At 70.2% G+C, this 12,892-nt stretch carries 18 protein-coding genes; 9 read left to right on the forward strand and 9 right to left on the reverse strand.

The features are described 5' to 3' along the window. Window position 1 precedes the first annotated feature (1 nt). Together M3U25_RS11895 and M3U25_RS11900 are read right to left on the reverse strand one after the other, a co-directional pair. Complete coding sequence (locus M3U25_RS11895; protein WP_242159643.1) at window positions 2–250, reverse strand: hypothetical protein; 249 nt, start codon at window positions 248–250, stop codon at window positions 2–4. 19 nt (window positions 251–269) lie between these two features. Then, window positions 270–740 carry a hypothetical protein gene (locus tag M3U25_RS11900; protein ID WP_160946270.1) on the reverse strand — a complete coding sequence of 157 codons (471 nt, stop codon included), beginning with the start codon at window positions 738–740 and terminating at the stop codon, window positions 270–272. Between the two features lie 192 nt (window positions 741–932). Here M3U25_RS11900 and M3U25_RS11905 point away from each other — a divergent pair, with 192 nt between their 5' ends. Then, window positions 933–1,502 (forward strand): DUF3016 domain-containing protein, encoded by a 570-nt coding sequence (locus M3U25_RS11905; RefSeq protein ID WP_355501236.1) that lies wholly within the window; start codon window positions 933–935, stop codon window positions 1,500–1,502. Between the two features lie 46 nt (window positions 1,503–1,548). On the opposite strand, the gene alr is transcribed toward M3U25_RS11905, so the two are convergent. Together alr and M3U25_RS11915 are read right to left on the reverse strand one after the other, a co-directional pair. After that, window positions 1,549–2,622 carry an alanine racemase gene (gene alr / locus M3U25_RS11910; protein WP_355501233.1) on the reverse strand — a complete coding sequence of 358 codons (1,074 nt, stop codon included), beginning with the start codon at window positions 2,620–2,622 and terminating at the stop codon, window positions 1,549–1,551. Further along, window positions 2,601–3,908: a D-amino acid dehydrogenase gene (locus M3U25_RS11915; protein ID WP_355501230.1), complete on the reverse strand. Its 1,308-nt coding sequence runs from the start codon at window positions 3,906–3,908 to the stop codon at window positions 2,601–2,603. The genes alr and M3U25_RS11915 overlap by 22 nt, the downstream gene beginning before the upstream one ends. A gap of 136 nt (window positions 3,909–4,044) precedes the next feature. Here M3U25_RS11915 and M3U25_RS11920 point away from each other — a divergent pair, with 136 nt between their 5' ends. After that, entirely contained in the window at window positions 4,045–4,524 is a 480-nt protein-coding gene (locus M3U25_RS11920) for an Lrp/AsnC ligand binding domain-containing protein (protein ID WP_242159638.1), read from the forward strand. Window positions 4,525–4,545: 21 nt separating this feature from the next. On the opposite strand, the gene M3U25_RS11925 is transcribed toward M3U25_RS11920, so the two are convergent. Both M3U25_RS11925 and M3U25_RS11930 read right to left on the reverse strand, forming a co-directional pair. Continuing rightward, window positions 4,546–4,926: a host attachment protein gene (locus M3U25_RS11925; protein WP_242159637.1), complete on the reverse strand. Its 381-nt coding sequence runs from the start codon at window positions 4,924–4,926 to the stop codon at window positions 4,546–4,548. Window positions 4,927–5,048: 122 nt separating this feature from the next. Continuing rightward, a complete protein-coding gene (locus M3U25_RS11930; protein ID WP_263391592.1) occupies window positions 5,049–5,492 on the reverse strand; it encodes a hypothetical protein in 444 nt (147 codons plus the stop codon). Window positions 5,493–5,629: 137 nt separating this feature from the next. On the opposite strand from M3U25_RS11930, the gene msrB reads away from it, so the two are divergent. The 6 genes from msrB (at window position 5,630) to M3U25_RS11960 (ending at window position 9,629) form a co-directional block, all read left to right on the forward strand. Continuing rightward, a complete protein-coding gene (msrB, locus tag M3U25_RS11935; protein WP_242159634.1) occupies window positions 5,630–6,094 on the forward strand; it encodes a peptide-methionine (R)-S-oxide reductase MsrB in 465 nt (154 codons plus the stop codon). A 38-nt stretch (window positions 6,095–6,132) separates the two neighbouring features. Further along, window positions 6,133–6,534 carry an MliC family protein gene (locus M3U25_RS11940; RefSeq protein ID WP_355501224.1) on the forward strand — a complete coding sequence of 134 codons (402 nt, stop codon included), beginning with the start codon at window positions 6,133–6,135 and terminating at the stop codon, window positions 6,532–6,534. Window positions 6,535–6,648: 114 nt separating this feature from the next. Then, the gene (gene motA / locus M3U25_RS11945) at window positions 6,649–7,503 is read left to right on the forward strand and encodes a flagellar motor stator protein MotA (protein ID WP_160946263.1); all 855 of its coding nucleotides are present in this window, start codon (window positions 6,649–6,651) and stop codon (window positions 7,501–7,503) included. Between the two features lie 7 nt (window positions 7,504–7,510). Continuing rightward, window positions 7,511–8,707, forward strand: coding sequence for a flagellar motor protein MotB (gene motB, locus M3U25_RS11950; RefSeq protein WP_355501220.1), 1,197 nt, complete (start codon window positions 7,511–7,513; stop codon window positions 8,705–8,707). Between the two features lie 103 nt (window positions 8,708–8,810). After that, on the forward strand, window positions 8,811–9,335 hold the full coding sequence (locus M3U25_RS11955; protein WP_355501217.1) for a hypothetical protein: 525 nt from the start codon (window positions 8,811–8,813) through the stop codon (window positions 9,333–9,335). A gap of 9 nt (window positions 9,336–9,344) precedes the next feature. Beyond that, the gene (locus tag M3U25_RS11960) at window positions 9,345–9,629 is read left to right on the forward strand and encodes a DUF4031 domain-containing protein (RefSeq protein WP_355501204.1); all 285 of its coding nucleotides are present in this window, start codon (window positions 9,345–9,347) and stop codon (window positions 9,627–9,629) included. 394 nt (window positions 9,630–10,023) lie between these two features. Here the strand turns inward: M3U25_RS11960 and M3U25_RS11965 are convergent, their stop codons facing one another. Then, the gene (locus tag M3U25_RS11965) at window positions 10,024–10,563 is read right to left on the reverse strand and encodes a hypothetical protein (RefSeq protein WP_355501201.1); all 540 of its coding nucleotides are present in this window, start codon (window positions 10,561–10,563) and stop codon (window positions 10,024–10,026) included. A gap of 145 nt (window positions 10,564–10,708) precedes the next feature. Between M3U25_RS11965 and M3U25_RS11970 the strand changes: the two genes are divergently transcribed. Further along, window positions 10,709–10,951 carry a DUF3297 family protein gene (locus M3U25_RS11970; RefSeq protein ID WP_048492240.1) on the forward strand — a complete coding sequence of 81 codons (243 nt, stop codon included), beginning with the start codon at window positions 10,709–10,711 and terminating at the stop codon, window positions 10,949–10,951. 81 nt (window positions 10,952–11,032) lie between these two features. On the opposite strand, the gene M3U25_RS11975 is transcribed toward M3U25_RS11970, so the two are convergent. Together M3U25_RS11975 and M3U25_RS11980 are read right to left on the reverse strand one after the other, a co-directional pair. Continuing rightward, complete coding sequence (locus M3U25_RS11975) at window positions 11,033–11,794, reverse strand: ABC transporter permease (protein WP_355501197.1); 762 nt, start codon at window positions 11,792–11,794, stop codon at window positions 11,033–11,035. After that, the gene (locus M3U25_RS11980) at window positions 11,791–12,738 is read right to left on the reverse strand and encodes an ABC transporter ATP-binding protein (RefSeq protein ID WP_355501194.1); all 948 of its coding nucleotides are present in this window, start codon (window positions 12,736–12,738) and stop codon (window positions 11,791–11,793) included. Before M3U25_RS11980 ends, M3U25_RS11975 begins: the two co-directional genes overlap by 4 nt. Between the last annotated feature and the right edge of the window lie 154 nt (window positions 12,739–12,892).

The raw sequence follows: 12,892 nt of genomic DNA on the forward strand, positions 1-12,892 counted from the left end.
CTTACCAGAAGAAAGCGACCACCAACACGATGCCCAGCAGCGACAGGCCGATGCCGGCCAGGACCATCCACTGCGTCAGGCGCGCGCTGCGCAAGGCCTGCTCTTCCAGCCAGCGCTCGGCTTCCTCGCGCCACGGTGGCGGCGGCGAGGCCTCCAGCAACTGCTGCACGCGTGCCGCCCCCAGCTGTCGACATTGCCGGCGGCATTCCTCGGGGACCACGGGGCGCTCGGGCGCACTGACAACGGACATGACAACGTTCCTGAATTGCTCAGCCGAGCGTGAACCGCGGCGCGTCGCTGGCGAGCTCGTGTTCCACCGCCATCCGCGCCAATCGCGTGTAGTTGGCGCGCGGGCCGGCACCACGGCCGACGATCAGGCCGAGGTATTCCAGACCAGTCCACACCCGCGCCTTCCACTCCACGCCGTGCTCGGCCAGCACCAGCGTCAGCGTGTAGCGGAAGCTTTGCCCCTGCGGGCTGCGGTAGTGATAGCTGGGCGGGAACTGCACGGCCACGTCCCGCGCCTCGCCGAGCGAGACCAGGTAACGCCGCAACAGCTGGCGCACGTCATCGCCCGGGTTCAGGCGCAACTGCCGCGCCGCATCGTCCAGGTTCGCCTGGTGTTCGACGAAGGCGGCCGCGCCGCTGGCCGGGCTGTGCCCGTGGCGCTTGGCCCAGTCGATGAACTGCAGGCGCACATCGCTGCCGGTGTGGGCCTGGTGGAACAACGGCGTCTTCATGCGATCCCCGCGTCACTCGAGTGGCCTCCATCCTCGCGCGCGCACCGTGAAGCAGGCGGCGAGGCGATGTGAGCCGTCCGTCATGCCGCAGCGGATGAATCGGCGGCCAACGCTCGCCGCCGCGCGCCTCGCCGCGATTGCAGGCGCGCCGGCAGAGGCACACACTGGGCGTACGCCTCCTGGAGATCCGCCATGAAGATCCGCTATGCCTGGACGGCACTGGCTGCTGCCTGCCTGTGGGCGGGCGGCGCCTCCGCCGAGATCCGCAACGTCACCGACCCGCAGGCCCCGCGCAGCCTCGCCAGCGACGGCCCGGTCCAAGTCAGCTGGACCGATCCAGCCACCTTCAGCGAACTGCGGCAGAGCCGCAACCGCTGGGAAGCCGAACGCGGCGACTGGGTGCAGGACCTGGCCGCCTACCTGCAGAAGCAGGCCGCCAAGCAACTGCAGCCCGGCCAACGCCTGGACATCACCCTGACCGACATCAAGCGCGCCGGCGACTACGAGCCCTGGCACGGTCCGAACTGGAACGACGTGCGGGTGATGCGCGACCTGTACCCGCCGCGGATCAGCCTCGACTTCACCCTGTACGGCGCCGACGGCCAGGTGCTGGCGCAGGGCCAGCCGAAGCTGATGGACCCGAGCTATCTGTACAACAGCTCGGTCGGCCTGAGCACCGATCCGCTGCGCTACGAAAAGCGCATGCTCGACGACTGGCTGCGCCGCCAGTTCCGCAAGGACAGCGCGGTCGCCGAACGCTGAGCCGCACGCGCGGCGCCGGCAGCGCGCCGGCGCCGTCAGGCAGGGCTCACGCGCCGAGGTAGACCCGCGGCGCGCGCTTGAGGCCGCACAGCAGCCGGTAGGCGCTGGACGCGCAGCGCCCGGCCAGCGCATCGATGCGCGGCTGCGCGCCCCACAACTGCACCTCGCTGCCGAGCCCGGCCTGCGGGTGCTCGGTCAGGTCCACGGTCAGCATGTCCATCGACACGCGCCCGATCAGCTCGCCAGGGGCGCCGTCGATCAGCACCGGCGTGCCATTGGGCGCGAACTGCGGATAGCCGTCGGCATAGCCGATCGCCACCACGCCGACCCGGGTCGGCCGCGCCGCGACGAAGCGCGCGCCGTAGCCGACCGGCTCGCCCGGTGCGATGTCGCGCACGGAGATGATCCTGGACTGCAGGGTCATCACCGGACGCAGTTCGCCGGGCAGCGCGGCCGCCGCGGCGAAGGGGTCGGCGCCGTACAGCATCAGCCCCGGCCGTCCCCAGTCGTTGCGCAACTCCGGCCAGCCGAGCAGCGCCGGCGAGTTGCACAGGCTGGTCTCGCCGACCAGGCCGGCGGTGGCCTGGCGGAATACCTCCACCTGCTCGCGCGTGCGCGCGCTGTCCAGTTCGTCGGCACGGGCGAAGTGGCTCATCAGCACCAGCCGCTCGACCTGTGGCAGCGCGCTCAGCCGCGCATGCGCGGCGCGGAATTCGTCCGGCGCCAGGCCCAGCCGGTGCATGCCGCTGTCCAGCTTCAGCCACAGGCACAGCGGCTGCGGCGCGGCGAAGGCGGCGATCGCCTCCACCTGCCAGGGCGAGGCCACCGCGCACCACAGCCGGTGTTCGGCGACCAGCGGCAGTTCCTCGGCGTCGAAGATGCCTTCCAGCAACAGGATCGGCGCGGCGATGCCGGCTTGGCGCAGTTCCAGCGCCTCCTCGATGCAGGCCACCGCGAAGCCGTCGGCCTCGCCGTCCAGCGCGCGCGCGCAGGCCACCGCGCCGTGCCCGTAGGCATCGGCCTTGACCACCGCCAGTGCCTTGCCGCCGCTCAGCCGGCGGGCCAGGCGGTAGTTGTGGCGCAGCGCGTCGAGGTCGATCAATGCACGGGCTGGGCGCACGCGACGGCCTCGGCAACGGACGCGGCGGAACCGCGGGAGTAACGGAAGATGTCCAGGCCCTCGCCGCTGATCTGCGGCTGCCGCGAGACCATCAGGTCGGCCAGGTAGCGGCCGGAGCCGCAGGCCATGGTCCAGCCCAGCGTGCCGTGGCCGGTGTTGAGGAACAGGTTGCGGTAGCCGGTGGCGCCGACCACCGGCGTGCCGTCCGGGGTGGCCGGGCGCAGCCCGGTCCAGAACTCGGCCGCAGCCAGGTCGCCGCCGCGCGGGTACAGGTCGTTGACCACCTTCTCCAGGGTGGCGCGGCGCCGTGCCGGCCGCGACAGGTCGAAGCCGGCCAGTTCGGCCATGCCGCCGACGCGGATGCGCTCGTCGAAGCGGGTGATCGCCACCTTGTAGCTCTCGTCGAGGATGGTGGAGGTCGGCGCCAGCGCCGCGTCGCGGATCGGCAGGGTCAGCGAATAGCCCTTCAGCGGGTACACCGGCAGGCGGATGCCCAGCGGCGCCAGCAGGCCCGGCGAATAGCTGCCCAGCGCGACCACGTAGCGGTCGGCGCGCTCCAGCCGGCCGCCGATGCGCACGCCGTCGATGCGGTCGCCGTCGACCTGCAGGGCTTCGATGGTCTCGCCCTGGCGGAACTGCACGCCGGCCGCGGCGGCCATCGCCGCCAGGCGCTGGGTGAACAGGCGACAGTCGCCGGTCTGGTCGTTGGGCAGGCGCAGCGCGCCGACCAGGGTCGCCGGCGCGCTGGCCAGGGCCGGCTCGACCCGGGCGATGCCGGCACGGTCCAGCAGTTCGTAGGGCACGCCGTACTCGCGCAGCACCTCGATGTCCTTGGCCGCGCCGTCCAGTTGCTGCTGGGTACGGAACAACTGGGTGGTGCCGAGCTGGCGGCCTTCGTAGGCGATGCCGGTCTCGGCACGCAGCTGGTCCAGGCAGTCGCGGCTGTACTCGGACAGGCGCACCATCCGCGCCTTGTTGATCGCATAGCGCTCGGCGGTGCAGTTGCGCAGCATCTGCGCCAGCCACAGGTACTGCTGCAGGTCCGCGGTCGGCGTGATCGCCAGCGGCGCGTGGCGCTGGAACAGCCATTTCAGCGCCTTCAGCGGCACCCCGGGCGCCGCCCACGGCGACGCGTAGCCGGGCGAGACCTGCCCGGCATTGGCGTAGCTGGTCTCCAGCCCGGCCGCCGGCTGGCGGTCGACCACCGTCACCTCGCAGCCGTTGCGGGCCAGATACCACGCCGTGGCCGTGCCGATCACACCGCTGCCGAGAACCAGAACCCGCATGCGCCTACTCCGTTCGGATCAATTCCCTGGCTGGATGGCGCCAGGGCAGAAGTTCGGTGCAGTATAGGCAGCGCAACCCAGGATTTTCCCCTGATTTCTACCGGCCTGGCAGGCCAAACCCCTGAGACCCGCCCGCATGGCCACACGCCTCCGCGAACTGGACAAGATCGACCGCAAGATCCTGCGCATCCTGCAGCAGGAAGGGCGCATCTCCTTCACCGAACTGGGCGAGCGGGTCGGCCTGTCGACCACCCCGTGCACCGAGCGGGTGCGCCGGCTGGAACGTGACGGCGCCATCACCGGCTACTACGCGCGGCTGGACCCGCACTACCTCAAGGCCAGCCTGCTGGTGTTCGTGGAGATCAGCCTGGCCTACAAGTCCGGCGACATCTTCGAGGAATTCCGCCGCGCCGCGCTGAAGCTGCCCAACGTGCTCGAGTGCCACCTGGTCTCGGGCGACTTCGACTACCTGCTCAAGGCCCGCATCAGCGAGATGGCGTCCTACCGCAAGCTGCTGGGCAGCACCCTGCTGACCCTGCCGCACGTGCGCGAATCCAAGAGCTACATCGTGATGGAAGAAGTGAAGGAAACGCTCAGCCTGCCGATCGCCGACTGAGCGTTTCGCGCGGGGTGCAGGTCAGGAGACCAGCAGCTTCTCGAGGTCGTCGCGCGAGGAATTGGCGTGGTTCTTGGCCAGTTCGGCCACCACCCGCTTCTGGACCTCCTTGTGCAGCAGCGGCCGCAACTGCCCCAGCGTGTGCGGGTCGGCAACCAGCATCAAGTGTTCGACATCGCCGCGCAGGGCGTCCTGGTACAGGCGCTCGGCCACCTGGCGCACGAACCCGGCCTCATCCATGGTCATCGGCCGGTCGCCGTCCTCCACGCCTTCGATCGGCGTCGGGTTCAGCACTTCGGTCTGCTCCAGCAGCGCGGTCTCGCCCGCCAGGTTGACCCGGAACAGGCGTGCGCTGGTGCGGTCGGCGACGACGATCAGGGTGTTGTCGGGAAGCTTGCTCATCGGTTCTCCTGGCGAACATGGCGCCGCGCACATCGCGGCCGGTCCGCCAGTCTAGAAACCGATTTGTGAGGATGGCGGCCACGCGGCGTTCGCCACGCGTTCGCCGCCCGCGCGGCGGCGCCTCAGTCCTGGATGCGCATTCCGTCGCCGCTGGGCACGGTGTCGTAGTAACGGCCGGTGCGCGTGTCCAGCGCGCGGTTCGGCCCGACCTGCATCGCCCCGGGGATCACCTGGCCGCTGCGGTCGTAGAGGCGCACCGGGCGGCGCGCGGCCGGATCGGCGACTGCGGCCGGCACCGCCGGGCTAGCCGCGCGCTTGCGCTTGGCCTGCCCCTGCGGCCGGTCGTCCAGGTTGGAGGGGACTGGCGTCGCCTTGGGAGCGGAGGCCGACGCCGGCGGGCGCTCGTCGAGACGGCTGGCCATCGATGGCGGTGGCGGCGGCGCAGACTGCAGGGTATTGGCGTCGCGATTGCTGGCCGGTGCGCCGGGCACCGGTTGAAGCGCCTGCGCGGCGGCGAGCGCCGGCACGAGCAGGGCGATGGCAACGCAGGGCAGCAAGCGATTCACGATGGCTCCGTCGACGCGCCGGGAAGAGGCGTTCACGCTAGCGCATCGACCGCGCCGCGTCGACGCGGCCCCGGCGCGCTTGATCCGCCCCGTACAGCCCTCATGTTGTTTTCCCCTCTTCCAGCCCGGGCCCCGCCATGAGCCGATTCGACCTCACGCCTCCCACTGCTGCCGAGCGCGAGCAGCTGATCGGCGGACTGAACGCGGAGGAACGCCGGGTGCTGCTGCAGCACGGCACCGAAGCGCCGTTCTGCGGGGTGTTCCTGGACAACAAGCTGGAAGGCGTCTACACCTGCCGGCTGTGCGGACTGCCGCTGTTCCGCTCCAGCGCCAAGTTCGATTCCGGCACCGGCTGGCCGAGCTTCTTCGCGCCCTACCACCCCGACCATGTGCGCGAGCTGCGCGACACCAGCTACGGCATGATCCGCACCGAGATCGTCTGCGCCCGCTGCGACAGCCATCTCGGTCACGTGTTCCCGGACGGCCCGCCGCCGAGCGGGGAGCGCCACTGCCTGAATTCGGTCTCGCTGCAGTTCACCGAACAGGGCCAGGCGCTGCCCAACCCGCTGCACCGCGGCGGCGGCGAGACCGAACCGGCCTGATTCCGGCGCGGACGCGCCGCCACAGGGAGACCACCGGTATGCGAACCCCGTTGCTTCCCCTTCTGCTCCTGCCGCTCGCCGTGGGCGCCTGCCAGCGCAGTCCCGCCCCGGCGCCGGCACAGGCCGCGCCCGCAGCGGCCACGCCGTCGCCCACCGCCGCCCCCGGCCTGCAGGCCGATGCCCTGCCCATGCAGTGGCGCTGCGGCGAGGAACTGGTGCAGGCGGCGGCCGATCCGGCGCGCGAGCGCCTGGCCCTGCAGGTCCGCGGGACGCGCCTGGACATGCAGCGCACCGACGCCGGCGCCGCCACCGGCGCGCGCTACGCCGACGCGCTGGGCAATACCTTCTGGCAGTCACAGCCGGACCAGGCCACGTTGACCCTGGCGGGCCTGGGCGAGACGCTCAAATGCGTCCGCCACGACAGCGGCATCACCGGCTGAGCCCCCGGTCCGCCGCCTGCGCCGCCAAAAACCCGGCACGGTTCACACCTTCAGAATGGCGCCGCGGGGCCGACATCTAGAGCGTCCCCGTTCCGGCCCGCAGGCTGCTCCGCCATGCTCATCATCGTTGGCTTCATCGTCGTCATCATCAGCGTGGTCGGCGGCTATGTGCTGTCGCACGGCAAACTTGGCGCACTGTGGCAGCCCTACGAGCTGATGATCATCGGTGGCGCGGCGCTGGGCGCGTTCCTGGTCAGCACCCCGGGCAAGATCGTCAAGGCCACCATCGGCGGCGTGCTGGGCGTATTCAAGGGCCCGCAGTACAAGGCCGACGACTACCGCAGCACCCTGACCCTGATCTACGAACTGCTGAACAAGGCGCGCCGCGACGGCTTCATGGCTTTGGAAGACCACGTCGAGCGTCCGGCCGACAGCGCGATCTTCGGCAACTACCCCAAGGTGCTGGCCGACCACCACCTGCTCGACTTCATCACCGACTGCCTGCGCCTGATGATCGGCAGCAACATCGAGCCGCACGAATTGGAACCGTTGCTGGAACTGGAACTGGAGAAGCACCACCACGAAGCGATGGCGCCGGCGCATGCGCTGAGCAAGGTTTCCGACGGCCTGCCCGGGTTCGGCATCGTCGCCGCGGTGCTGGGCATCGTCATCACCATGGGCTCGATCGGCGGCCCGATCGAGGAAATCGGCCACCACGTCGGCGCGGCGCTGGTCGGTACCTTCCTCGGCATCCTGCTGGCCTACGGCTTCGTCGCGCCGCTGTCGGCGGCGATGGAAGCGCGCGCCGAGCAGGACAGCCGCATCTTCGAATCGGTGAAGACCGCACTGCTGGCCTGCCTGCGCGGCTACAACCCGAAGATCGCCCTCGAATTCGCGCGCAAGACCCTGCCGACCGACGTGCGGCCGAGCTTCGCCGACTTCGAAACGCACCTGAAGACGATCAAGTAACGCAGTCATGGCCGAGACCAAGCCCACCGTCGTCATCCGCCGGGTCAAGAAGGTCCAGGGCGGCGGCCACCACGGCGGCGCGTGGAAGGTGGCCTATGCCGACTTCGTGACCGCGATGATGGCGTTCTTCCTGGTGCTGTGGCTGGTCGCGGCCACCACCAAGGAACAGCGCGCGGCGATCGCCGAGTACTTCCGCAACCCCAGCCCGCTGGCCGGCAAGAGCCCGGCGCCGAGCCCCGGCATGGCCGGCCCCGGCGGCGCCAGCACCTCGATGATCAAGCTCGGCGGCGCCGGCGAGATGCAGCGCGGCAACAACAAGGATCCGTTCGGCAGCAAGAGCCTGAAGGGCGACGACAGCAAGAGCAGCCAGCGCGAGAAGGAAAAGGAGCGCCTGGAGACGCTGATGCAGGAGCTGAAGGAAGCCATCGACAAGAGCCAGGCGCTGGAGCCGTTCAAGGACCAGTTGCTGCTGGACCTGACCCCGGACGGCCTGCGCATCCAGATCGTGGACAAGGAGAACCGGCCGATGTTCGACCTCGGCAGTGCGGTGCTCAAGCCCTACACCCGCGGCATCCTCCACGAGCTGTCCGGCTTCATCAACCAGGTGCCCAACCACATCAGCATCACCGGCCACACCGACGTCACCCAGTACAGCACCAAGAACGGCTACAGCAACTGGGAGCTGAGCGCGGACCGCGCCAACGCCGCGCGCCGCGAACTGGTCGCCGGCGGCATGGGCGAGGACAAGGTCTCGCGCGTGGTCGGGCTGTCCTCGTCGGTGCTGTTCGACAAGCAGGTGCCGAACAATCCGATCAACCGCCGCATCAGCATCGTGGTGATGACCAAGGATGCCGAGGACGCGGCCACGGCCGATGGCGACCACAGCGTCGCCCTGGGCACCGTGCAGCCCGACGCCGACACCAAGGTGCCGGACCTCAGCGCGGCGGCGACGGAGGCGGCCGCGGCGCCGGCCGCCGGCAAGACAGCGCCCGCCGCCGCACCTGCCGCCACCACCGGCGCTGCGTCGGCAGCAGCGCCGGCGGCGACGCCGGCCAAGGTCTCGGTGCAGATCGCCGAACCGCGCACGACCTCGCCGGAGGCGGCGGCCGCCGCCGCACGCGACGCCTTGCGCAGCATCAACGGCGGGGCACCGGTGACGGCCGCCGCCGGCAGCGGCGGGACCGAGGCGGCCAGCGCACGCTGATCGCGGCACCCGGCGCAGCGCCGGCGGCCGCGCCGCGATGGCCCGGCGGGACCGCACACGGCGCGGCGCTTACAATGGCCGCCACTTCGCCAACGAGACCGCCGTGTCCACGCAATCCAAAGCCAAGCGCGACAAGCGCAAGAAGCAGCAGCCGTCGCGCCCCTTCGCCCGCCTGGGCCGCGAGCAGCCCATCGCCAACCACGCCGTGCTGCAGGACCAGAGCGGCCGCGTGCTGGCCGCGATCGGCCTGCAGGGCCGCCAGTGGCTGCTGGCGGTCGGCGGCCAGACCATGGGCAATGCCGACAATCCGGTGCCGATGCTGGCGATGCTCAAGCACCTGGCCAACCTGCAGGAGCAGGAAGGCAACACCATCACCCTCGAATACTCGACGCAGCTGCAGCAGATGATCGACGCGCTGGCGGCCGAGGCCGGCCAGACCCCGGCCGAGTACCTGGACGCACTGGTCGCCGAGTTCGCCACGGGCGATGGCGCGACAGAGGATGCGGCCGAGGACGAGACCGACGCGGACGCCGCGACGGAGACCGGCGATGCCGCGCCGGCGCAGGCCGACAGCAGCGCGGCGCCTGACACCGCGGCGGACGCCGACGGCACGCACAAGCCGGCCTGACCGGACCCGATGGCGGTCTACATCGACGATGCGGTGCATCCCTGGCGCGGCCAGCGCTGGGGCCACCTGCTCGCCGACACGCTGGACGAACTGCACGCCATGGCGGCGCGGCTGGGCATTCCCCGCCGCGCCTTCCAGAACAAGCTCAGCGGCGCGCACTACGACGTGCCGGCCGCCCTGCGCGACGAAGCGATCCGCCTGGGCGCGCTGCCGGTCTCGCGGCACAGCGACCGCGAACTGCTGAAGGCGCTGATCCGCAATGCGCGTGCGCAGGCGCGCGGCGAGGCCGATTGAAGCGTGATGGCGGCGGCGCGGGCGTGCGGGTGCACTGGGCCAGCGCTTCCGGCAGCGGCCGGCACGGCTACGTCTGACGGCTCTGCGCGTCGCGACTGAAGTCGCTCCCACAGGGAGCTGCGGATACGTTCTGGCGCACTGCAGGGGGCTTCAGCCCCAACATTCACCATGGGCGGTGCGATCGCGACTTCGTTCGTCGCGGCTGAAGCCGCTCCTACAGGGCGCTGGCGGCAAGCTGCTGGGTGCACTGTGGGAGGGACGTCAGTCCCGACTGCATCCGGCGCCAGAACCTCCAAACACTGCACGCATCGCCACTGAAATCGCGCCCACAGGACGCTGCGGTGCCTGACATGCAAGGCCGCAACACCAATCACCGATGCGCAGCGAGGGATGCCTAGAACGGATCGCTGCCCGGGCGCAGGTCGATGCCGAGGATTGCCGCCAGGCGCTGCATGTCCTGGTCGTCGCGGCTGAGCGCCATCCAGCCGGCGCGGATCTCGCTGCCGGCGTCCCAGCACCAGATGCTGTAGCCGTGCTCGCGCAGGCGGTCGTAGGCCACCGCCAGCAGCAAGGCGCTGTCGTGCTCCTCCAGGAAGTCGGCGTCGTCGATGTCGCCGCCCCAGTCGATGCGCAGGTTCCAGCGCGCGGCCAGTTCGTCGATCGCGCCGATCAGCGCCTCGCGGTCGTGGCCGTCGACGTAGAAGCCCGCCCGCCAGTCGATCGCGTCCTTCAGCGTCCACAGCCAGTCCGCGTCCTCGCGCTCGGCTTCGCCGGCGGCCTCGCGGTAGGCGTCGAACTGGCGCAGCGCGCTTTCCTCGTCGCCGGGATTGATCAGCAGCAGCAGATTCCAGATCAGGCCCTGCTGGGTATCCGGATCGTCGTCGTCGTCGAACAGGTCGTCGGGATCGTCGTAGTCGGCGCTGTTGTCGGGCATGGCGGCGCATCGGGCATCACGGGGAGCGCCAGTGTGCCGCGCCCGGCGCGACGACGGAAGCGCGGAACTCGGCAACGGCGCCGCGGGCGTTTATCCTTCGCAGCCCGGAAGACGGCGCTGTCCGCCGCCACGCGAAGCCACCACGATGTCCGACACGCCCCCCGACCGCCTGGCGGTCAGCCCGCAGAGCCCGTTCCACGATGCCGAGACGCTGTCGCGCGGCGTCGGCATCCGCTTCAACGGCGTGGAGCGCGACAACGTCGAGGAGTACTCGATCAGCGAAGGCTGGATCCGCGTGCAGGTCGGCAAGGCGCGCGACCGCCGCGGCAATCCCATGACCATGAAGGTCAAGGGCCAGGTCGAAGCCTTCTGGCTCGACGCCAAGTAAGCGCGATCGCCGGCAGGCACGGCGCCCGCCGGCACATCGCGGTGCCTGGCCGCACCTCGCGGCCCTCGGCGACCGACCGCCTCAGGGCTTGAGCCGGTAGCCGCTGCGGAAGATCGCCCAGATCACGCCCAGGCACAGCGCCAGGAACGCCAGGGTCATGCCCACGCTGACCGCGATGTGCACGTCGGCCTTGCCGTAGAACGCCCAGCGGAAGCCGCTGACCAGGTACACCACCGGGTTGAACAGGCTGATCTTCTGCCACAGCGGCGGCAGCATGTTGATCGAGTAGAAGCTGCCGCCGAGGAAGGTCAGCGGCGTGATCACCATCAACGGGATCACCTGCAGCTTCTCGAAGCCGTCGGCCCACACGCCGATGATGAAACCGAACAGGCTGAAGGTCAGCGCGGTCAGCACCAGGAAGCCGAACATCCACAGCGGATGGGCGATCTCGTACGGCACGAAGGCGCGCGCCGTGAGCAGGATCAGCAGGCCCAGCAGCACCGACTTGCTCGCCGCCGCGCCGACGTAGCCGATCACCACCTCCCACCACGCCACCGGCGCCGACAGCACCTCGTAGATGGTGCCGGCCCAGCGCGGCATGTAGATGCCGAAGGAGGCGTTGGAAATGCTTTCGCTGAGCAGCGACAGCATCACCAGCCCCGGGATGATGTAGGCGCCGTAGCTGATGCCGTCGATGGCGCCCATGCGCGAGCCGATCGCCGCGCCGAACACCACGAAGTACAGCGAGGTCGACAGCACCGGCGAGGCGATGGACTGGGTCAGCGTACGGAAAGTGCGCGCCATCTCGAAACGGTAGATCGCGGCGATCGCGTGCAGGTTCATGCGCGCACCTCCGCCGCGGCGGACGCCGGCCGCACCAGGTTGACGAAGATCTCCTCCAGCGAACTCTCGCTGGACTGCAGGTCCTTGATCTCCACGCCCTGCTCCTCCAGTTGCCGCAGCAGCGGGCCGATGCCGGTCTGCTCGGCCTGCGCGTCGTAGGTGTAGGTCAGCGTGGCGCCGTCGGCGGACAGTTCCAGCGGCTGCGTCGCCAGCGCCGGCGGCAACGCCGGCAGCGGCGCCTGCAGGGTCAGCGCCAGCTGCTTCTTGCCGAGCTTGCGCATCAGCGTGCGCTTGTCCTCCACCAGCACCAGTTCGCCGCGGTTGACCACGCCGACCCGGTCGGCCATGTCCTCGGCCTCCTCGATGTAGTGGGTGGTGAGGATGATGGTGGTGCCCTGCTCGCGCAGGCGCCGCACCATCTGCCACATGTCGTGGCGCAGCTCCACGTCGACGCCGGCGGTGGGTTCGTCCAGGAACAGGATGGACGGTTCGTGCGCGAGCGCCTTGGCGATCAGCACGCGCCGCTTCATGCCACCGGACAGGGTGGAGATGCGGCTGCCGCGCTTGTCCCACAGCGACAGCTCGCGCAGCACCCGCTCCAGGTGGGCGTCGTCGCGCGGCTTGCCGAACAGGCCGCGGCTGAAGCGCACCGTCGCCCATACCGTCTCGAACGCGTCGGTGGCCAGTTCCTGCGGCACCAGGCCGATCTTGGCGCGTGCGGCGCGGTAGTCGCGCACGATGTCGTGGCCATCGGCCAGCACCCGGCCGCTGCTGGGCGTGACCAGGCCGCAGACGATGCTGATCAGCGTGGTCTTGCCGGCGCCGTTGGGGCCGAGCAGGGCGAAGATCTCGCCGCGGCGGATCTCCAGGTCGATGCCCTTGAGCGCCTGGAAGCCCCCGGCGTAGGTCTTGGTGAGCTGTTGCACGGAAATGATCGGCGACACGGGAACTCCCTGGACACGCGGCGGGCGCGGAAACGGCCCCCAGGGTAGAAGCCGGATCGTGATGGATAAATCCCGATCCGGCGGAAGCACTCTCCCGGATACGGGACAGTGCGCCAGCAGTGCCCGCAAACGCAGGGCAGCGCCGCCGTTATGG

The sequence above is a fragment of the Xanthomonas sp. PPL134 genome (assembly GCF_040595915.1).
GTDB lineage: Bacteria > Pseudomonadota > Gammaproteobacteria > Xanthomonadales > Xanthomonadaceae > Xanthomonas_A > Xanthomonas_A indica.

What these genes read in the sequence shown, in the direction of transcription:
- M3U25_RS11895 (WP_242159643.1), bottom strand. Translation starts at nt 250, where the DNA reads ATGTCCGTTGTCAGTGCGCCCGAGCGCCCCGTGGTCCCCGAGGAATGC.
- M3U25_RS11900 (WP_160946270.1), bottom strand. Translation starts at nt 740, where the DNA reads ATGAAGACGCCGTTGTTCCACCAGGCCCACACCGGCAGCGATGTGCGC.
- M3U25_RS11905 (WP_355501236.1), top strand. Translation starts at nt 933, where the DNA reads ATGAAGATCCGCTATGCCTGGACGGCACTGGCTGCTGCCTGCCTGTGG.
- M3U25_RS11915 (WP_355501230.1), bottom strand. Translation starts at nt 3,908, where the DNA reads ATGCGGGTTCTGGTTCTCGGCAGCGGTGTGATCGGCACGGCCACGGCG.
- M3U25_RS11920 (WP_242159638.1), top strand. Translation starts at nt 4,045, where the DNA reads ATGGCCACACGCCTCCGCGAACTGGACAAGATCGACCGCAAGATCCTG.
- M3U25_RS11925 (WP_242159637.1), bottom strand. Translation starts at nt 4,926, where the DNA reads ATGAGCAAGCTTCCCGACAACACCCTGATCGTCGTCGCCGACCGCACC.
- msrB (WP_242159634.1), top strand. Translation starts at nt 5,630, where the DNA reads ATGAGCCGATTCGACCTCACGCCTCCCACTGCTGCCGAGCGCGAGCAG.
- M3U25_RS11940 (WP_355501224.1), top strand. Translation starts at nt 6,133, where the DNA reads ATGCGAACCCCGTTGCTTCCCCTTCTGCTCCTGCCGCTCGCCGTGGGC.
- motA (WP_160946263.1), top strand. Translation starts at nt 6,649, where the DNA reads ATGCTCATCATCGTTGGCTTCATCGTCGTCATCATCAGCGTGGTCGGC.
- motB (WP_355501220.1), top strand. Translation starts at nt 7,511, where the DNA reads ATGGCCGAGACCAAGCCCACCGTCGTCATCCGCCGGGTCAAGAAGGTC.
- M3U25_RS11960 (WP_355501204.1), top strand. Translation starts at nt 9,345, where the DNA reads ATGGCGGTCTACATCGACGATGCGGTGCATCCCTGGCGCGGCCAGCGC.
- M3U25_RS11965 (WP_355501201.1), bottom strand. Translation starts at nt 10,563, where the DNA reads ATGCCCGACAACAGCGCCGACTACGACGATCCCGACGACCTGTTCGAC.
- M3U25_RS11970 (WP_048492240.1), top strand. Translation starts at nt 10,709, where the DNA reads ATGTCCGACACGCCCCCCGACCGCCTGGCGGTCAGCCCGCAGAGCCCG.
- M3U25_RS11975 (WP_355501197.1), bottom strand. Translation starts at nt 11,794, where the DNA reads ATGAACCTGCACGCGATCGCCGCGATCTACCGTTTCGAGATGGCGCGC.